Annotated in this window: 20 protein-coding genes; 13 read left to right on the top strand and 7 right to left on the bottom strand. The window is 53.7% G+C overall.

The genetic code is table 11. The annotated features are described in order from the left end of the window. Nucleotides 1-44: 44 nt before the first annotated feature. The 8 genes from rbfA (at nucleotide 45) to mtr (ending at nucleotide 8,671) form a co-directional block, all read left to right on the top strand. Nucleotides 45-449 (top strand): 30S ribosome-binding factor RbfA, encoded by a 405-nt coding sequence (gene rbfA, locus ABU190_RS20340; protein ID WP_039077479.1) that lies wholly within the window; start codon nucleotides 45-47, stop codon nucleotides 447-449. After that, nucleotides 449-1,396, top strand: a complete 948-nt coding sequence (gene truB / locus ABU190_RS20335) for a tRNA pseudouridine(55) synthase TruB (protein ID WP_296409609.1) — start codon at nucleotides 449-451, stop codon at nucleotides 1,394-1,396. Before rbfA ends, truB begins: the two co-directional genes overlap by 1 nt. Nucleotides 1,397-1,540: 144 nt before the next feature. Further along, nucleotides 1,541-1,810 carry a 30S ribosomal protein S15 gene (gene rpsO / locus ABU190_RS20330; RefSeq protein WP_004385056.1) on the top strand — a complete coding sequence of 90 codons (270 nt, stop codon included), beginning with the start codon at nucleotides 1,541-1,543 and terminating at the stop codon, nucleotides 1,808-1,810. Nucleotides 1,811-2,060: 250 nt separating this feature from the next. Continuing rightward, nucleotides 2,061-4,196 carry a polyribonucleotide nucleotidyltransferase gene (gene pnp / locus ABU190_RS20325; RefSeq protein ID WP_071194447.1) on the top strand — a complete coding sequence of 712 codons (2,136 nt, stop codon included), beginning with the start codon at nucleotides 2,061-2,063 and terminating at the stop codon, nucleotides 4,194-4,196. A gap of 108 nt (nucleotides 4,197-4,304) precedes the next feature. After that, nucleotides 4,305-5,189: a lipoprotein NlpI gene (nlpI, locus tag ABU190_RS20320; RefSeq protein ID WP_039077482.1), complete on the top strand. Its 885-nt coding sequence runs from the start codon at nucleotides 4,305-4,307 to the stop codon at nucleotides 5,187-5,189. Nucleotides 5,190-5,296: 107 nt separating this feature from the next. After that, nucleotides 5,297-5,377: a protein YrbN gene (yrbN, locus tag ABU190_RS20315; RefSeq protein ID WP_103245196.1), complete on the top strand. Its 81-nt coding sequence runs from the start codon at nucleotides 5,297-5,299 to the stop codon at nucleotides 5,375-5,377. Beyond that, nucleotides 5,370-7,289, top strand: coding sequence for a DEAD/DEAH family ATP-dependent RNA helicase (locus ABU190_RS20310; protein ID WP_039077483.1), 1,920 nt, complete (start codon nucleotides 5,370-5,372; stop codon nucleotides 7,287-7,289). Before yrbN ends, ABU190_RS20310 begins: the two co-directional genes overlap by 8 nt. A gap of 137 nt (nucleotides 7,290-7,426) precedes the next feature. Next, the gene (gene mtr, locus ABU190_RS20305; RefSeq protein ID WP_354692250.1) at nucleotides 7,427-8,671 is read left to right on the top strand and encodes a tryptophan permease; all 1,245 of its coding nucleotides are present in this window, start codon (nucleotides 7,427-7,429) and stop codon (nucleotides 8,669-8,671) included. A gap of 87 nt (nucleotides 8,672-8,758) precedes the next feature. Here the strand turns inward: mtr and ABU190_RS20300 are convergent, their stop codons facing one another. The 3 genes from ABU190_RS20300 to ABU190_RS20290 all read right to left on the bottom strand — a co-directional run bounded on the left by ABU190_RS20300 (nucleotide 8,759) and on the right by ABU190_RS20290 (nucleotide 11,792). After that, a complete protein-coding gene (locus tag ABU190_RS20300) occupies nucleotides 8,759-9,766 on the bottom strand; it encodes a luciferase-like monooxygenase (RefSeq protein ID WP_354692249.1) in 1,008 nt (335 codons plus the stop codon). Between the two features lie 143 nt (nucleotides 9,767-9,909). Next, nucleotides 9,910-10,788, bottom strand: a complete 879-nt coding sequence (locus tag ABU190_RS20295) for a U32 family peptidase (RefSeq protein WP_354692248.1) — start codon at nucleotides 10,786-10,788, stop codon at nucleotides 9,910-9,912. 8 nt (nucleotides 10,789-10,796) lie between these two features. Next, a complete protein-coding gene (locus ABU190_RS20290; protein ID WP_354692247.1) occupies nucleotides 10,797-11,792 on the bottom strand; it encodes a peptidase U32 family protein in 996 nt (331 codons plus the stop codon). A 240-nt stretch (nucleotides 11,793-12,032) separates the two neighbouring features. Here ABU190_RS20290 and ABU190_RS20285 point away from each other — a divergent pair, with 240 nt between their 5' ends. Beyond that, entirely contained in the window at nucleotides 12,033-12,557 is a 525-nt protein-coding gene (locus ABU190_RS20285) for an SCP2 domain-containing protein (RefSeq protein ID WP_193794463.1), read from the top strand. After that, the gene (locus tag ABU190_RS20280; RefSeq protein ID WP_193794462.1) at nucleotides 12,551-13,054 is read left to right on the top strand and encodes an N-acetyltransferase; all 504 of its coding nucleotides are present in this window, start codon (nucleotides 12,551-12,553) and stop codon (nucleotides 13,052-13,054) included. The genes ABU190_RS20285 and ABU190_RS20280 overlap by 7 nt, the downstream gene beginning before the upstream one ends. Here the strand turns inward: ABU190_RS20280 and ABU190_RS20275 are convergent. Continuing rightward, a complete protein-coding gene (locus tag ABU190_RS20275; RefSeq protein WP_354692246.1) occupies nucleotides 13,051-13,344 on the bottom strand; it encodes a GIY-YIG nuclease family protein in 294 nt (97 codons plus the stop codon). The genes ABU190_RS20280 and ABU190_RS20275 overlap by 4 nt on opposite strands. A gap of 53 nt (nucleotides 13,345-13,397) precedes the next feature. Between ABU190_RS20275 and ABU190_RS20270 the strand changes: the two genes are divergently transcribed. Next, nucleotides 13,398-13,841, top strand: coding sequence for a YhbP family protein (locus ABU190_RS20270; RefSeq protein ID WP_071194451.1), 444 nt, complete (start codon nucleotides 13,398-13,400; stop codon nucleotides 13,839-13,841). On the opposite strand, the gene ABU190_RS20265 is transcribed toward ABU190_RS20270, so the two are convergent. Then, entirely contained in the window at nucleotides 13,821-14,339 is a 519-nt protein-coding gene (locus ABU190_RS20265) for a type 1 glutamine amidotransferase domain-containing protein (RefSeq protein ID WP_193794460.1), read from the bottom strand. The genes ABU190_RS20270 and ABU190_RS20265 overlap by 21 nt on opposite strands. Before the next feature lie 118 nt (nucleotides 14,340-14,457). Between ABU190_RS20265 and ABU190_RS20260 the strand changes: the two genes are divergently transcribed. Beyond that, nucleotides 14,458-15,096: an NAD(P)H-binding protein gene (locus ABU190_RS20260; RefSeq protein WP_193794459.1), complete on the top strand. Its 639-nt coding sequence runs from the start codon at nucleotides 14,458-14,460 to the stop codon at nucleotides 15,094-15,096. Between the two features lie 74 nt (nucleotides 15,097-15,170). Continuing rightward, nucleotides 15,171-16,208 carry a permease gene (locus tag ABU190_RS20255; RefSeq protein WP_354692245.1) on the top strand — a complete coding sequence of 346 codons (1,038 nt, stop codon included), beginning with the start codon at nucleotides 15,171-15,173 and terminating at the stop codon, nucleotides 16,206-16,208. A 47-nt stretch (nucleotides 16,209-16,255) separates the two neighbouring features. Here the strand turns inward: ABU190_RS20255 and dolP are convergent, their stop codons facing one another. Both dolP and diaA read right to left on the bottom strand, forming a co-directional pair. Beyond that, nucleotides 16,256-16,831 (bottom strand): division/outer membrane stress-associated lipid-binding lipoprotein, encoded by a 576-nt coding sequence (gene dolP / locus ABU190_RS20250; RefSeq protein WP_039077494.1) that lies wholly within the window; start codon nucleotides 16,829-16,831, stop codon nucleotides 16,256-16,258. A gap of 9 nt (nucleotides 16,832-16,840) precedes the next feature. After that, complete coding sequence (gene diaA, locus ABU190_RS20245; protein ID WP_039077495.1) at nucleotides 16,841-17,431, bottom strand: DnaA initiator-associating protein DiaA; 591 nt, start codon at nucleotides 17,429-17,431, stop codon at nucleotides 16,841-16,843. Nucleotides 17,432-17,439 lie beyond the last annotated feature (8 nt).

Below are 17,439 nucleotides of genomic sequence, written 5' to 3'. Positions count from 1 at the left end.
TTCAAAAGGGGCTATAAGCCCCTTTTTTGTCTGGAGAATTTATTATGGCGAAAGAATTTGGTCGCCCACAGCGCGTAGCCCAGGAGATGCAGAAAGAAATCGCCATCATCCTGCAGCGCGAAATTAAAGACCCGCGTGTTGGCATGATGACGACTGTATCGGGCGTTGAAGTCTCTCGCGATCTGGCCTATGCCAAAGTGTTTGTGACCTTCCTGAACGACAAAGATGAAGCCGCCGTTAAAGCGGGCATCAAAGCGCTGCAGGAAGCATCCGGTTTCATCCGTACGCTGCTCGGCAAAGCTATGCGCCTGCGTATCGTGCCAGAACTGACCTTCTTCTACGACAACTCACTGGTGGAAGGGATGCGTATGTCTAACCTCGTCACCAGCGTGGTGAAACATGACGATGAACGTCGTGTGAACCCAACGGACGACAGCAAGGAGGACTGATGAGTCGTCCTCGTCGTCGCGGTCGCGATGTGCACGGCGTGCTGTTGCTGGATAAACCACAAGGTGCATCCAGCAATGATGTACTGCAAAAAGTTAAACGTCTCTTTAATGCCAATCGTGCCGGGCATACTGGCGCGTTGGATCCGTTGGCCACGGGTATGCTACCGGTTTGTCTGGGGGAGGCGACAAAGTTCTCTCAGTATCTGCTGGATTCTGACAAGCGTTACCGTGTGATTGCGAAGCTGGGCCAGCGCACCGATACTTCTGATGCTGATGGTCAAATCGTCGAAGAGCGTCCGGTCGATTTTAGCGCTGAGCAACTTGCCGCCGCGCTGGAGACCTTTCGTGGCGATATCGAACAAATACCCTCAATGTATTCTGCACTGAAATATCAGGGCAAAAAGCTGTATGAATACGCGCGCCAGGGTATCGAAGTTCCACGTGAAGCCCGACCTATTACGGTGTATGAACTGTTGTTCATCCGCCACGAAGGCGATGAACTGGAACTGGAAGTTCACTGCTCGAAAGGCACCTATATTCGTACGATTGTTGACGATCTGGGCGAGAAACTGGGCTGTGGCGCACATGTGATTTATCTGCGCCGTCTGGCGGTGAGTAAATATCCTGCTGAGCGAATGGTGACGCTGGAACAATTGCATGACCTGGTCGCGCAAGCTGAGCAACGTGATATCCCGGCGGCTCAATTACTCGATCCGTTGTTAATGCCCATGGATAGCCCGGCAGCTGACTACCCTGTTGTTAACCTTCCGTTGACTTCGTCGGTTTACTTCCGCAACGGTAATCCAGTGCGAACCACCGATGTGCCGCATGAAGGTCTGGTGCGTGTCACTGAAGGTGAAGAGGCGAAATTTATCGGCATGGGCGAAATGGATGACGAAGGGCGTGTTGCTCCGCGTCGTCTGGTGGTTGAGTACCCGCCAGTCTAAGCCTCGTCTTGCGATAACCAGCCACTGAGAGTAGAATATTGGCGCTTAATGCCGGGTCAATTGTTTAACAATATCTGGTATTAATTCCGGGGTTGCTGAATTAGAGATCGGCACCCTCTCATTTTTTTATCACTGGAGTACAAAATGTCTCTAAGCGTTGAAGCTAAAGCAAAAATCGTTTCTGAGTTTGGTCGTGGCGAAAACGACAGCGGTTCTACCGAAGTTCAGGTTGCACTGCTGACTGCACAGATCAACCACCTGCAGGGCCACTTTGCAGAGCACAAAAAAGATCACCACAGCCGTCGTGGTCTGCTGCGTATGGTTTCTCAGCGTCGTAAACTGCTCGACTACCTGAAACGTAAAGATGTTGCACGCTACACCGCGCTGATCGAGCGTCTGGGTCTGCGTCGCTAATTCTTGCGAGTTTCAAGAAAGGGGCCGTAAGGCCCCTTTTTTCAACCAGACGGCAGTAATTAACAGTACAATAATGTATTGTTGCTATGAATGATCTTCGTTGCAGAGGTTCGCGCGGCTAATGAGAGGCTTTACCCACGAGAGCGGGGTTAGGGTTGTCATTAGTCGCGAGGATGCAGGAAGATCGGGTTTAAACGACAGCATCCCTGGGGGTTGCTGTCATTCATTAAGATTAAGAAAGGATAATATTTTGCTTAATCCGATCGTTCGTAAATTCCAGTACGGCCAACATACCGTTACGCTGGAAACCGGCATGATGGCACGTCAGGCGACGGCAGCCGTTATGGTTAGCATGGATGACACTGCGGTATTCGTTACCGTTGTGGGCGCTAAAAAAGCTAAACCGGGCCAGGATTTCTTCCCGTTAACTGTTAACTATCAAGAGCGTACCTACGCTGCTGGTAAAATCCCGGGTGGTTTCTTCCGTCGTGAAGGCCGTCCAAGCGAAGGCGAAACTCTGATTGCGCGTCTGATTGACCGCCCGGTTCGTCCGCTGTTCCCGGAAGGCTTCGTTAACGAAGTTCAGGTTATTGCAACCGTGGTTTCCGTTAACCCGCAGGTTAACCCGGATATCGTTTCTATGATTGGTGCTTCCGCAGCACTGTCTCTGTCAGGTATTCCGTTCAATGGACCGATTGGCGCAGCGCGCGTGGGTTACATTAACGATCAATACGTACTGAACCCGACCCAGGAAGAACTGAAGTCCAGCAAACTGGACCTGGTGGTAGCGGGTACCGAAGGTGCGGTATTGATGGTGGAATCCGAAGCAGAATTGCTGAGCGAAGACCAGATGCTGGGCGCAGTCGTATTTGGCCACGAACAGCAGCAGGTTGTTATCCAGGCCATTAACGACCTGGTAAAAGAAGCGGGCAAACCGCGTTGGGACTGGCAGCCAGAAGCCGTCAACGAAGCGCTGAACGCACGCGTTGCTGCTCTGGCTGAAGCGCGTCTGAGCGATGCTTACCGCATCACTGACAAACAAGAGCGTTATGCTCAGGTTGATGTCATTAAATCTGACGTTGTAGCTGCGCTGGTTGCAGAAGATGAAACCCTGGATGCCAACGAGCTGGGCGACATCCTGCACGCTATCGAGAAAAATGTTGTTCGTAGCCGCGTACTGGCAGGCGAACCGCGTATCGATGGTCGCGAAAAAGACATGATCCGTGGTCTGGACGTGCGCACTGGCGTATTGCCGCGTACTCACGGTTCCGCGCTGTTTACCCGTGGTGAAACTCAGGCTCTGGTTACCGCAACGCTGGGTACAGCCCGTGATGCGCAGATCATTGATGAGCTGATGGGTGAGCGCACTGACAGCTTCCTGTTCCATTACAACTTCCCTCCGTACTCCGTAGGTGAAACCGGTATGGTTGGCTCGCCGAAGCGTCGTGAAATTGGTCACGGTCGTCTGGCGAAGCGCGGTGTACTGGCTGTAATGCCGGAAGCGGATAAATTCCCGTACACCGTTCGTGTGGTGTCTGAAATCACCGAATCCAACGGTTCTTCTTCCATGGCTTCCGTGTGTGGCGCTTCTTTGGCTCTGATGGACGCAGGCGTACCGATCAAAGCAGCCGTTGCGGGTATCGCAATGGGCCTGGTGAAAGAAGGCGACAACTTTGTTGTTCTTTCTGACATCCTGGGCGATGAAGATCACCTTGGCGATATGGACTTCAAAGTAGCGGGCTCCCGCGACGGTATCTCTGCACTGCAGATGGATATCAAAATTGAAGGCATCACCAAAGAGATCATGCAGGTTGCGCTGAACCAGGCTAAAGGTGCTCGTTTGCACATCCTGAGCGTGATGGAGCAGGCGATCAATGCGCCGCGCGGCGATATCTCTGAATTCGCACCGCGTATCCACACCATCAAGATCAACCCGGACAAAATCAAAGACGTCATCGGTAAAGGTGGCTCTGTGATTCGTGCGCTGACCGAAGAAACCGGCACTACCATCGAAATCGAAGATGACGGCACCGTGAAAATCGCAGCGACCGATGGCGAGAAAGCGAAATTCGCTATTCGTCGTATCGAAGAGATCACTGCAGAAATCGAAGTAGGTCGTATCTACAACGGTAAAGTGACCCGCATTGTTGACTTTGGCGCGTTCGTTGCCATCGGCGGCGGTAAAGAAGGTCTGGTTCACATCTCTCAGATCGCTGACAAACGCGTTGAGAAAGTGACTGACTATCTGCAGATGGGTCAGGAAGTACCGGTGAAAGTTCTGGAAGTTGATCGCCAGGGCCGTATTCGTCTTAGCATTAAAGAAGCCACTGAACAAACTCAGCCTGAAGCAGCGCCGGAAGCGCCGCAAGCAGAGCAGGGCGAGTAAAATGGTGTTTGCCCTCCGCGAAAGCGGAGGGTTATTTAACTGGCAGGACGCCGTGTTTGCAGCCGGGGGACAGGACGTTCATCCAATTGTTGTCTTCGGGAGTGGGAAATGAAGCCTTTTTTGCGCTGGTGTTTCGTTGCGACAGCTTTAACGCTGGCAGGATGCAGCAACTCTGCCTGGCGTAAGAGCGAAGTCCTCGCGGTGCCATTGCAACCGACTTTGCAGCAAGAAGTGATTCTGGCGCGCATGGAACAAATTCTTGCCAGTCGGGCTTTATCCGATGATGAACGCGCACAGCTTTTATATGAGCGCGGAGTATTGTATGATAGTCTTGGTTTGAGAGCACTGGCGCGAAATGATTTTTCACAAGCGCTGGCCATCCGACCGGATATGCCGGAAGTATTCAATTACTTAGGCATTTATTTAACGCAGGCAGGCAATTTTGATGCTGCCTATGAAGCGTTTGATTCTGTACTTGAGCTTGATCCAACTTACAACTACGCGCACTTGAATCGCGGTATCGCATTATATTACGGCGGTCGCGATAAGTTAGCGCAAGATGATCTGCTGGCGTTTTATCAAGACGATCCCAATGACCCTTTCCGGAGTCTGTGGCTTTACATCGTTGAGCGGAAGCTCGATGAGAAGCAGGCTAAAGAAGCGCTGAAACAACGCTTCGAAAAATCGGGCAAAGAGCAATGGGGATGGAACATTGTCGAGTTCTACCTTGGCGATATTAGCGAACAAGAGCTAATGAACCGCCTGAAGGCAGACGCAACGGATAACACCTCGCTCGCTGAGCATCTCAGTGAAACCAACTTCTATTTAGGTAAGTACTACCTAAGTCTGGGGGAAAAGGACAGCGCTGCGGCACTGTTCAAATTAGCGGTGGCTAACAACGTTCATAATTTTGTTGAGCACCGTTATGCATTGTTGGAATTAGCGCTCTTGGGCCAGGAGCAAGATGACCTGGCAGAATCGGACCAGCAATAGCTGACGTACACATCAGCCCGTAATCATTACTTTGATTGCCATCACCTTCGCGGGTGAGGGCGTTGTTGTTCGTTAATACACCTACTTTGAGCCGGTTCACACTTTTAATGAAAATTACCGAAAATTTTCACGATGAGTTATGTAGACTGGCCGCCATTAATATCGAGGCACACGTACTACATGGCTGAATTCGAAACCACTTTTGCAGATCTGGGCCTGAAGGCTCCTATCCTTGAAGCCCTTAACGATCTGGGTTACGAAAAACCATCTCCAATCCAGGCAGAGTGCATTCCGCATCTGCTGGGCGGTCGCGACGTACTGGGTATGGCCCAGACGGGTAGCGGCAAAACCGCAGCGTTTTCATTACCGCTGCTGAACAATCTTGATCCTGAGCTGAAAGCACCGCAAATCCTGGTGCTGGCGCCGACCCGCGAACTTGCGGTTCAGGTTGCCGAAGCCATGACAGATTTCTCTAAACATATGCGCGGCGTGAACGTGGTTGCCCTTTATGGCGGCCAGCGTTATGACGTGCAGTTACGCGCCCTGCGTCAAGGGCCTCAGATTGTTGTCGGTACCCCGGGTCGTCTGCTTGACCACCTGAAACGCGGTACGCTGGATCTCTCTAAACTGAGCGGTCTGGTGCTGGACGAAGCCGATGAAATGTTGCGTATGGGCTTCATCGAAGACGTTGAAACCATCATGGCGGAGATCCCGGACGGTCATCAGACCGCACTGTTCTCTGCAACCATGCCGGAAGCGATTCGCCGCATTACCCGCCGCTTTATGAAAGAGCCGCAGGAAGTGCGCATTCAGTCCAGCGTGACTACTCGCCCGGACATCAGCCAGAGCTACTGGTCTGTGTACGGCATGCGTAAAAACGAAGCGCTGGTACGTTTCCTGGAAGCAGAAGATTTTGATGCGGCGATCATCTTCGTTCGTACCAAAAACGCGACCCTGGAAGTGGCAGAAGCGCTGGAGCGTAGTGGCTATAACAGCGCCGCGCTGAATGGCGACATGAACCAGGCCCTGCGTGAGCAGACTCTGGAGCGTCTGAAAGACGGTCGTCTGGATATCCTGATTGCAACCGACGTGGCAGCACGTGGCCTGGACGTTGAGCGTATCAGCCTGGTTGTTAACTATGACATCCCGATGGATTCCGAATCTTACGTTCACCGTATCGGCCGTACCGGTCGTGCAGGTCGCGCTGGTCGTGCGTTGCTGTTTGTTGAGAACCGCGAACGTCGTCTGCTGCGTAACATCGAACGCACCATGAAGCTGACTATTCCAGAAGTAGAACTGCCGAACGCAGAACTGCTGGGCAAACGCCGTCTGGAAAAATTCGCCGCGAAAGTACAGCAGCAGCTGGAAAGCAGCGATCTGGATCAGTACCGTGCTCTGCTGGCGAAAATCCAGCCGTCTGCGGAAGGTGAAGAGCTGGATCTCGAAACGCTGGCCGCTGCTCTGCTGAAAATGGCACAGGGTGAACGTGCGCTGATCGTTCCGCCAGACGCGCCGATGCGTCCTAAGCGTGAATTCCGTGAGCGCGACGACCGCTTTGAACGCCGTGGCGATCGTAACGACCGTGGTCCGCGTGGCGACCGTCCTGAGCGTGGTGGTGAAGATCGTCCGCGTCGTGAACGTCGTGATGCTGGCGAAATGGAACTGTACCGTATTGAAGTTGGCCGTGATGATGGTGTGGAAGTTCGTCATATCGTTGGCGCGATTGCTAACGAAGGCGACATCAGCAGCCGTTATATCGGTAACATCAAGCTGTTCGGTACCCACTCTACCATCGAACTGCCGAAAGGCATGCCGGGCGAAGTTCTGCAGCACTTTACTCGCACCCGCATCCTGAACAAGCCGATGAACATGCAGCTTCTGGGTGATGCACAGCCGCGTCCTGAGCGTCGTGGCGGTGGTGAGCGTCGCGAAGGTGGCCGCAGCTTCGGCGGTGGTGAACGCCGTGAAGGTGGTCGCAGCTTCGGTGGTGAGCGTCGTGAAGGCGGTCGTAGCGAAGGTCGTAACTTCAGTGGCGAACGTCGCGCTCCGCGTCGTGACCGCGAAGAAGGCTCCAGCCGTCGTCGTTTCGGTGACGCATAATCGCGCAGTAAGCCAGCTTTACACTTCGTAAAGTAATTGATACAACCCCGGTGCAAAACATCGGGGTTTCTTTTATCTGTTATGTACTCTTGTACTGGTACAATGCATCGGTATTTTACCTTACTGGAGAAGATAGCATGGCAACACTGACAACCACACAAGCGACCCCTTCGTTGCTTGCCGGTGTGGTGATTATTGGCGGAACGGTGATTGGTGCGGGGATGTTTTCACTGCCAGTGGTCATGTCAGGCGCGTGGTTCTTTTGGTCGATAGCGGCCCTGGTGTTCACCTGGTTTTGTATGCTGCATTCCGGGCTAATGATTCTGGAAGCGAACCTCAATTACCGCATTGGTGCGAGCTTCGATACCATTACCAAAGATTTGCTGGGCAACGGCTGGAATGTGATTAACGGTCTCTCCATCGCTTTTGTGCTCTATATCCTGACCTACGCTTATATTTCAGCGAGCGGTTCTATTCTGCATCACACCTTTGCTGAGCTGTCGTTAAACGTCCCGTCTCGTATTGCAGGCCTTGGGTTTGCGCTGCTGGTCGCCTTTATTGTCTGGCTATCTACCCGCGCAGTGAGCCGGATGACGGCGATAGTGCTGGGGGCGAAAGTTATCACTTTTTTCCTCACCTTCGGCAGTTTGCTGGGGCATGTTCAGCCCGCGACATTATTCAATGTGGCGGAAAGCAATGCGTCCTATACGCCGTACTTGCTGATGACACTGCCGTTTTGTCTGGCGTCGTTTGGTTACCACGGTAACGTGCCGAGCCTGATGAAGTTCTACGGTAAAGATCCGCGCACTATCGCACGTTGCCTGGTATATGGCACGTTGCTGGCGCTGGCCCTGTATATGGTGTGGCTGCTGGGCACGATGGGGAATATTCCACGTCCGGAGTTTATCGGCATTGCCCAGAAGGGCGGCAATATTGATGTGCTGGTGCAGGCGTTAAGCGGCGTGCTGAACAGCCGCAGTCTGGATCTGCTGCTGGTGGTCTTCTCCAACTTTGCGGTGGCGAGTTCTTTCCTTGGCGTGACCCTGGGCCTGTTTGACTATCTGGCCGATCTGTTCGGTTTTGATGATTCGGCACAGGGGCGTTTTAAAACCGCGCTGCTGACGTTTCTGCCTCCGATTGTTGGTGGTTTGTTGTGGCCAAATGGCTTTCTCTACGCGATTGGTTATGCGGGGCTGGCGGCGACAATCTGGGCGGCAATTGTTCCCGCTTTACTGGCTAACGCATCGCGTAAACGCTTTGGCAGCCCGCGTTTTCGCGTCTGGGGCGGCAAGCCGATGACTGCGCTGATCCTTGTGTTTGGCGTGGGCAATGCGCTGGTGCATGTGCTGTCGAGCTTTGATCTATTGCCGGTTTACCGTTAATGCTCCTGTCCCGGCTGGCGCTCTGCTTAGCCGGGCTACGGGTGGGGTAACCCGGATAAAGCACAGCGCGCTGCATCCGGGAAAAACCTAACCCAGCAGTTCCTCTTTCACCTGCATCGCCAAATCAAACGAATGCAAACGCGCCTGGTGATCAAAGATTTGTCCGTTAACCATAATCTCATCAGCCTGGGTTTCACGCAGTACAGACTCCAGCCCGTGGCGCACTTTCGCCTTATCGCCCACCAGTGACATCCCCAGCGCCTGCTGTACGCCATATTGCTCTGACGGCGACCAGAACTGATCCATATTTTGGATCGGTGGTGGCAACTGGCCGGTTTCCCCACGGCGCAATTTCACGAAAGCCTGCTGCATGGAGGTAAACAGGAATTCCGCATCGCGGTTACTGTCTGCCGCAACGATATTGATGCACACCATGGCATACGGTTTTTCCAGTCGCGCGGAAGGCTTGAATTGAGTGCGATACAGATGCAACGCCTGGAACAGCATATCCGGTGCAAAGTGCGAAGCAAACGCAAACGGCAGGCCAAGCTGTGCCGCCAGTTGAGCACTATAAAGACTGGAACCGAGCAGCCATACAGGGATTTTCTCGCCATAACCCGGCACCGGGCGAACGTGCGGATTCGGGTCGTTGGCATCAAACCAGTTCACCAGTTCGGCAACATCGCGCGGGAAATTATCCACATCGCCGCTCATATGGCGACGCAGTGCCCGCATGGTTGGTTGATCGCTACCTGGCGCGCGCCCAAGACCCAGATCGATACGGCCCGGATAGAGGGTGTTAAGCGTACCGAATTGTTCGGCAATCACCAGCGGAGCATGATTTGGCAGCATGACACCGCCGGAACCCAGATGCAGAGAGGTGGTATTGGCCGCCAGATAGCCAATCAAGACGGATGTCGCCGCACTGGCGATACCCACCATATTGTGGTGCTCAGCCAGCCAGAAGCGATGGTATCCGCGCTTTTCAGCAAGCCTTGCGAGATCAAGAGAATGGGCGAAGGCCTCTTTAGCAGAAGCGCCCTGTGGGATCGGTGCAAGATCCAACACCGAGAAGGCAATCGTTTTGTCGGTCATAACGGCTCACTTTGCTACAGCATAGTCATCAGATTGAAGGTCTTCTTCCAGCCTGGCGCATCCAGGATGCGTCGGCCAGAAAAGCTGCATCTTTAATAGTGCATTAAAATCTGATGACTGTTGTTAACAAAGTGAGCGGTTTCTTAAGCCTGGAGCTCCAGACCCGGCAGACGTCGCCAGTAGCCGTTACAGTCACTGTTCGCTGTCAGCGGCAAAGGCGCTTGTCCATTTTCATTGGCGCGAAAGGCGTCGAGCATGGCAAACGTCTCTTCCCCCATGGGTGACAACCGTACCATGTCCACGATACCCGCCATCGACTTGAGTTCATTGCCCAGGTTGTAAACGTAACCGCTCATGGTCTGGATGCCATTAAGCACGAACACCTGCTGATTTTCCTGCGACAGCATACGGCGTCCATTTGGATATTTAATGCAGCAGGTTTCGCACTCATCTTTCGGCCTGTCTTCCGAGCGTGCGGTAAAGCAGCGCGCGGAATAGGCCAGCGGCAGATGCCCGTAACTCAGCACTTCCACTTCGAACTGATCGCGAATAGCCAGCGTTTCGCACTGATCGAGCAAGTTAATGAGCCAGTCGCGCGAAAGTTCTACCGGCATGCACCAGCGCATCATTCCTTGCTTAAGCAGCAGACGCAGCGTAACGGCGTTGTAGCAGTTCAGCGCGTGTCCTGCGACAAATGGCAATTTGCGCTCAGCACACAGGTTCACCACGCCGAGATCGCTGGCCTCCAGCAGGAAATCGCCGTTATCGACATAGCGTTTGAGTTCGTTAAGCTCTGACGAGGCTTGCACTAGCGCGAGGGTCGAGAGCACGACCTGTTTGCCGCTGTCGGCAAGTTGTTTCGCCATATCCAGCCAGTCGCCCACTTTAGTGGCGCGACGCTTGCTGCACACCGCTTCGCCAAGATAAATCACATCCGCGCTGCTGGTTGCGGCTTGCTGGTAAAACGCCTCTAACGTCTCTTTTGACCAGTACCAGAGCACGGGTCCGAGTGAATATTTCATCGTGTTTCCTACTGCCATTTGCGATGGTAAGCGCCAAGCGTGGTCTGCGTGCCTTCTGACATCGCACCCAGCGTGTTCATCCAGGCGGATTGCGGCACGAAGTTCTGCGGATCGGCAATGCAGCGGTCAATGGCCTGTCGCCAGACTTTGGCCACCTGACTCACATAGGCCGGGCTGCGCTGACGGCCCTCAATTTTCACCGAGGCAATATTGGCGGCCAGCAGTTCAGGCAATAATTCCAGCGTATTCAGGCTGGTGGGCTCTTCCAGCGCGTGGTAGCGCTCGCCATCGACCAGATAGCGGCCTTTACACAGCGTCGGATAGCCTGCGTTTTCACCATCCTGGTAGCGGTCGATCAGCACTTCATTGAGGCGTGATTCCAGCCCCTGCGGGGTTTGCTGCCAGCGCACAAAACGTGCCGGAGAGCAGGCGCCCACGGTATTTGGCGACTCACCCGTCAGGTAAGAGGAGAGATAGCAGCGTCCTTCAGCCATGATGCACAGGCTGCCAAAGGCAAAGACTTCCAGCGGCACAGGTGTGACGCGAGCTAACTGTTTAACCTGATGAATAGATAAAACGCGAGGCAGAACAACGCGGGCGACGTCAAAGTGGCGATGGTAGAAGCGGATGGCCTCTTCATTGGTTGCCGATGCCTGCACAGAAACGTGGCGTTCGATATGGGGATAACGCGCTGCAGCATATTCCAGCATAGCCAGATCGGCGAGAATCAACGCATCTGCACCGATTTGCGCGGCCATATCCACAGCGCGCTCCCAGCGTTGATAACCATCAGGATGCGCGAAGGTGTTAATCGCGATATGCAGTTTGCGTCGGTGCTGATGCACAAAACTGACCGCTTCCTGCAGTTTCTTTTCTGTAAAATTGAGACCGGCAAAGTGGCGGGCGTTGGTATCATCTTTCAGGCCGATATAGACGGCGTCGGCACCGTTTTCGATGGCCGCTTTGAGTGCCGGAAGGTTTCCGGCAGGGCAGAGCAACTCCATAATTTATCCTGAAATCAGGGGCTGTATTGGCCCTGGCAACCCACGTGGGGCGCTAAATTGTTAATGAACTGGGATTTTAGTTAACCTGGTAGCGACAATTTTTGATTTGAGGCAGTTAATTGTGTATTGGTGACATCAATAATCGAGGCATTCTTCTTACGTAATTGTTGATTTACGCCGCCATGTCGTTTATCTGATATGGCAAAATAGAAGGAATTTTCATTTCAGGGAGTAATGCTCGTGTTGGAAAAACTGCGCTCACGTCTCGTTCATGTTGGCCCGTCTTTGTTGAGCGTGCCGGTTAAGCTGACGCCTTTCGCCATTAAACGGCAGGTTCTGGAGCAGGTCTTATGCTGGCAGTTCCAACAGGCGCTGGCAGACGGGGAGCTAGAGTTTCTTGAAGGCCGCTGGTTAAGTATCCAGGTTCGCGATATTGGCCTGACGTGGTATACCTCGGTTGAAAATTCACGATTAATCGTGCGTGAGTCTGCCACGGCTGATGTCAGTTTCAGCGCAGATGCCAGCGACCTGCTGATGATCGCCGCGCGCAAACAGGATCCGGATACGCTGTTCTTTCAACGCCGACTGGTCATTGAAGGTGACACGGAGCTTGGGTTGTATGTGAAAAACCTGATGGACGCCATTGAGCTGGAGCAGATGCCGAAAGCACTTCGCGTCATGCTACTGCAACTGGCGGATTTTGTTGAAGCTGGCCTGCAAGCGCCGGACTCAACGCCACAATCTTCTGTAGGTGAACCATGCTGATTCGAGTAGAAATTGGGATTGATGCACCGGGAATCGACGCGCTTTTGCGCCGCACTTTTGCGGATGAGCGCGAAGCGACGCTGGTGCACGATCTGCGCGAAGACGGCTTAATTACACTTGGGCTTGTCGCAACGGATGATGAAGGGCAGGTCATCGGTTATGTCGCATTCAGTCCGGTTGCCGTGCAGGGCGAAGATTTACAGTGGGTTGGCCTTGCGCCATTGGCCGTCGATGAGGCGTATCGTAGCCAGGGCCTTGCTCGCCAGTTGGTATACGAAGGCCTGGACTCACTCAATGAGTTTGGCTATGCCGCCGTGGTGACGCTGGGTAGCCCTGACTTTTTCGGCCATCTGGGCTTTGAGCCTGCGGCGAAGTTCGGTCTGCATTGCCGTTGGCCGGATACCGAAAGTGCTTTCCAGCTCCACCCACTGGCAGACGATGCGTTAAATCATGTGAAGGGGCTGGTGGAATACCACGAGCACTTTAATCGCTTCTAATCGGCTGCGGTAATCAGGCCTTCTAATAGCGCTTCAAAGATGCCATCTCCGGCAACGAGGCGCTCCTTCTGGCGTTTTGTCAGTTGTTTGATGCGATACTCCATACGCAGCGCCAGCGAGCGCTCTCCCACTGGCGCGGAGAATGCCAGCGTGAGTTCCCCCTTTCCCCGCAGTGCTTTTGCGCCTTTGCCGCTTTGATGCTGCATAAAGCGACGCGCCACATCGGTAGTAATACCGGTATAAAGGCTGTTGTCCGCCGTGCGGATGAGATAAAGAGACCAGAGCGTCATAACGTCATTCATTGTGCTAATGTGAAAGAAAAATAACACGAGGATGAAGAGAAATGGAAACTCTTGCGGCCATTAGTCGCTGGCTGGCGAAGCAGCATGTTGTGACCTGGTGTGTGGCCAACAGGGGGGAGTTGTGGTGTGCGAATGCCTTTTATATCTATGATCCGCAAAAAGTCGCATTTTATCTTCTGAGTGAGGACCATACGCGTCATTCGCAGATGACCGGCCTGCAGGCGAACATTGCCGGAACCGTAAATGGGCAACCAAAGACGGTCGCACTTATTCGCGGCGTGCAATTTACCGGGGAGATACGGCGTCTTGAGGAGGCGGAAAGCGTCGGCCCACGTGCGCAGTACAACCGACGCTTTCCTGTTGCCCGCGTTTTATCGGCGCCGATGTGGGAAATTCGCCTCACCGAACTGAAATTCACCGATAACACGCTGGGCTTTGGTAAAAAGCTTCACTGGATACGTGACTCAGGCACCCAGCAGCCGTAATGCTTCGCGGTTAAACGCGGGGAGATCATCAGGCGTACGGCTGGTGACCAGTTGGTTATTATCAACCACCACTTCCTGGTCGTAGAATTCGCCCCCCGCGTTTTTCACATCTACCACGATCGGTTTCACCGCCGTCAGTTTTCTGCCGCGCAGAACATCGGCACTAATCAAAAGCTGCGGCCCGTGGCAAATCGCAAATACAGGTTTTCCGCTGTTAATAAAATCGCGGGTAAAGGTGACGAAACGGTTGTCGCCACGCAGAGCGTCTGGCGAATGTCCGCCTGGCAGAAGCAGGGCGTCGAAGTCGGCGGGCCGGACGTCATCAATCGCTTCGTCGATGGTCACGCTGGCATCGCCTTGCTTACCTTTCACTGTCTTACCCGCCTGCTTCTCTATCGTAACCACTTCGTGGCCTGCCTTACGAAACTCCTCTGCCGGAGACGTAAATTCTGAATCTTCAAATTCGTCGGTGATCAAGACTGCAATTTTCTTGCTCATGTATCCTCCGTTATTCAGCTCAGGCTGGTCATTTTCAACAATAATGACTATCAGGATTACTAAGCCTGGTTCAGGGCGATGACATTGCAAGGCAGACTATTCTGCAAAAGGAGAGGATATGAGTCGGGTATTGATAACGGGCGCAACCGGGCTGGTTGGCGGGATCTTACTGCGGATGCTGGCGAATGATGCTCGCGTTGATAACATTGCAGCCCCCACGCGTCGGCCATTAGAACCGATCTCTGGTATGTTCAATCCTCATGATCCCCAGTTAACCGATGCACTCGCCATGGTGACGGAACCCGTTGATACTGTTTTTTGCTGCCTGGGAACGACACGACGTGAAGCGGGTAGCAAAGAGGCCTTTATACATGCCGATTACACACTGGTGGTCGACACGGCGTTAACAGGGCTACGACTGGGGGCACGGCACATGCTGGTGGTGAGTGCGCTGGGCGCTAATGCACGTTCGCCGTTTTTCTATAATCGGGTGAAAGGCGAGATGGAAAATGCGCTGATGGAGCAAGAGTGGGAGCGTTTGACCATTGCGCGCCCGTCGATGCTACTGGGGAACCGTGAAAAGCATCGTGTTAACGAGTCACTGTTTGCCCCGTTATTTCGCATCATGCCGGGGAACTGGAAATCGATTGCCGCACAGGATGTGGCCAGCGCGATGCTGAAAGCGGCCTTTTCTCCTTCTTCGCAACGTGTGGAGATCCTCTCATCTGCCCGACTGCGCGCGATGGCAAGTGATTAATCATTTTCAAATAAATAGCCCAGGAGTACTATTCGCCGGGTAATTATTTCTGCATTTATCCCCCGGAGAGTTGTATGACTGGTCAGTCTTCATCTCGGGCGGCGACACCGGTGCAATGGTGGAAACCCGCTCTCTTTTTTCTCGTCGTGATCGTGGGTCTCTGGTATGTGAAGTGGCAGCCCTATTACGGAAAAGCCTTCACCGCCGCTGAAACTCACAGTATTGGTAAATCTATTCTCGCTCAGGCCGATGCCAGCCCATTCCAGGCGGCTCTTGACTATGCCATGGTCTATTTTCTTGCCGTCTGGAAAGCGGCGGTGCTGGGGGTGTTGCTGGGTTCGTTAATTCAGGTGCTTATCCCGCGAAACTGGCTGATTCGTACGCTTGGGCAAAAGCGACTGAGCGGCACACTCTTTGGCACGCTGTTTTCCCTGCCGGGCATGATGTGCTCCTGTTGTGCAGCGCCCGTTGCGGCGGGAATGCGTCGTCAGCAGGTCTCGATGGGCGGCGCGCTGGCATTCTGGATGGGCAACCCGCTGCTTAACCCGGCAACCCTGGTTTTTATGGGTTTTGTGCTGGGCTGGCATTTTGTCGCTATGCGACTGATTGCCGGGTTAGTGATGGTTATTGGCGTGGCGACACTGGTGCAGTATCTGGTCAAGGATGATATCCAGCAAACGGCACCGGTCGATCTTTCGTTGCCGGAACCGGAAGGGCACTTTTTTGCCCGCTGGGGAAAGGCGCTGTGGGTTCTGTTCTGGAGCACAATCCCGGTTTATATCCTTGCCGTGCTGGTACTGGGCGCCGCCCGTGTCTGGCTGTTCCCGCATGCCGATGGTGCTATTGATAATTCCCTGATGTGGGTGATTGCGATGGCGATAGCCGGTTGTCTGTTCGTGATCCCAACGGCGGCGGAGATTCCGATTGTCCAGACAATGATGCTGGCGGGGATGGGGACGGCCCCGGCAATGGCGCTACTGATGACGCTGCCTGCGGTCAGCCTGCCGTCGCTGATTATGCTGCGCAAATCCTTTCCGGCCAAAGCACTGTGGCTAACAGGGGGGCTGGTGGCATTAGGCGGGGTGATTACCGGAACGCTGGCATTGCTTTAGCTGGTTCTCCCCGGTGGTGCTATGCCCGCCGGGGAGAAGAATCAACGCTATTTAATCATTGTAAATGCGGTGGTGACATGTTTCACACCGCTGACGCGGCTGGCAATATCCGCCGCGGCTCTGCCTTCACGATCGGTCACCAGGCCTAGCAAGAACACTTCGCCATTCTCAGTGGTGACTTTCACATTGGACGATTTCACCTGGTCGCTACTGAGCAGTTGCGTACGCACTTTTGAGGTGATCCAGGTATCGCTGGCGGCCGTTCCCATACCAATTGGCTGGCCCTGGCGAATTTCATTGTAGACCTCTGTTGCACCGTCTACGCCCATGGCGATTTGCTTAGCACGTGACGAGAGATCGGTGGTTGGCGCCTGCCCCACTAGCAGGACTTTCCCCTGATACGCCGTGACGTTGATGCGAGCCTGTTTTTTAATCTGTTCGTCTTTAGACAGCGCGCTGTTAACGCGAAGTTCAAGAGTACCGTCATCCACCTGAGTGCCAACCGTACGTGGATCGGTTGCCGCTTTGGTACCGACAGCAGCTGAACCGACCACCACTGCGCCTACACAGCCTTGTAGCAGCAGTGCGGAAATAAGGACTGCGAGGGGCGTAAATGCCTTCATATGTACTCCTTAATCATCCTGGTGAGGGAAAAGCGTGTTATCTATCAGATCGCATAAACAATTTACCGTCAGCATATGCATTTCCTGTATGCGTGCGCTGCGGTGGGAAGGAATACGTATTTCGACATCCTGCGGCCCCAACAATCCGGCCAGTTCACCACCGTCATACCCCGTAAGCGCCACGATACTCATGTCGCGCGTTACTGCGGCTTCAACGGCTTTAACAATATCGCGGCTGTTTCCACGGGTGGAAATCGCCAGCAATATGTCGCCTGCGTGTCCAAGAGCCCGAACCTGCTTGGCATAAATTTCGTCATGCAGACGATCGTTTGCGATTGCCGTTAAGACCACATTATCGGTATTAAGTGCAATGGCAGGTAAACTTGGGCGTTCCGTTTCAAAACGATTAATCATACTGGCAGCAAAATGCTGTGCATTGGCGGCGGAAGTCCCATTGCCACAACAGAGGATTTTGTTGCCATTAAGCAGGGAATGGACCATGGTCATGGCCGCGCGTGAAATTGCGTCTGGCAGCGCTTCTGCCGCCGCAATCTGGGTTTGAATGCTTTCTGTAAAGCAAACTTTAATTCTATCGAGCACGGGTGATC

This window comes from Phytobacter sp. RSE-02, from assembly GCF_040578655.1.
Lineage (GTDB): Bacteria > Pseudomonadota > Gammaproteobacteria > Enterobacterales > Enterobacteriaceae > Phytobacter > Phytobacter diazotrophicus.
Note: the sequence above shows the minus strand (reverse complement) of the source record. Positions and strands in the feature narration are given on the sequence as shown.

Bases quoted from the DNA above. Each gene is read 5' to 3' on its own strand.
- rpsO (WP_004385056.1), top strand. From the start codon at position 1,541: ATGTCTCTAAGCGTTGAAGCTAAAGCAAAAATCGTTTCTGAGTTTGGT.
- ABU190_RS20280 (WP_193794462.1), top strand. From the start codon at position 12,551: ATGCTGATTCGAGTAGAAATTGGGATTGATGCACCGGGAATCGACGCG.
- ABU190_RS20260 (WP_193794459.1), top strand. From the start codon at position 14,458: ATGAGTCGGGTATTGATAACGGGCGCAACCGGGCTGGTTGGCGGGATC.
- nlpI (WP_039077482.1), top strand. From the start codon at position 4,305: ATGAAGCCTTTTTTGCGCTGGTGTTTCGTTGCGACAGCTTTAACGCTG.
- yrbN (WP_103245196.1), top strand. From the start codon at position 5,297: ATGAAAATTACCGAAAATTTTCACGATGAGTTATGTAGACTGGCCGCC.
- ABU190_RS20310 (WP_039077483.1), top strand. From the start codon at position 5,370: ATGGCTGAATTCGAAACCACTTTTGCAGATCTGGGCCTGAAGGCTCCT.
- ABU190_RS20275 (WP_354692246.1), bottom strand. From the start codon at position 13,344: ATGACGCTCTGGTCTCTTTATCTCATCCGCACGGCGGACAACAGCCTT.
- ABU190_RS20265 (WP_193794460.1), bottom strand. From the start codon at position 14,339: ATGAGCAAGAAAATTGCAGTCTTGATCACCGACGAATTTGAAGATTCA.
- ABU190_RS20270 (WP_071194451.1), top strand. From the start codon at position 13,398: ATGGAAACTCTTGCGGCCATTAGTCGCTGGCTGGCGAAGCAGCATGTT.
- mtr (WP_354692250.1), top strand. From the start codon at position 7,427: ATGGCAACACTGACAACCACACAAGCGACCCCTTCGTTGCTTGCCGGT.
- truB (WP_296409609.1), top strand. From the start codon at position 449: ATGAGTCGTCCTCGTCGTCGCGGTCGCGATGTGCACGGCGTGCTGTTG.
- rbfA (WP_039077479.1), top strand. From the start codon at position 45: ATGGCGAAAGAATTTGGTCGCCCACAGCGCGTAGCCCAGGAGATGCAG.
- dolP (WP_039077494.1), bottom strand. From the start codon at position 16,831: ATGAAGGCATTTACGCCCCTCGCAGTCCTTATTTCCGCACTGCTGCTA.
- ABU190_RS20295 (WP_354692248.1), bottom strand. From the start codon at position 10,788: ATGAAATATTCACTCGGACCCGTGCTCTGGTACTGGTCAAAAGAGACG.
- ABU190_RS20255 (WP_354692245.1), top strand. From the start codon at position 15,171: ATGACTGGTCAGTCTTCATCTCGGGCGGCGACACCGGTGCAATGGTGG.
- ABU190_RS20290 (WP_354692247.1), bottom strand. From the start codon at position 11,792: ATGGAGTTGCTCTGCCCTGCCGGAAACCTTCCGGCACTCAAAGCGGCC.
- ABU190_RS20300 (WP_354692249.1), bottom strand. From the start codon at position 9,766: ATGACCGACAAAACGATTGCCTTCTCGGTGTTGGATCTTGCACCGATC.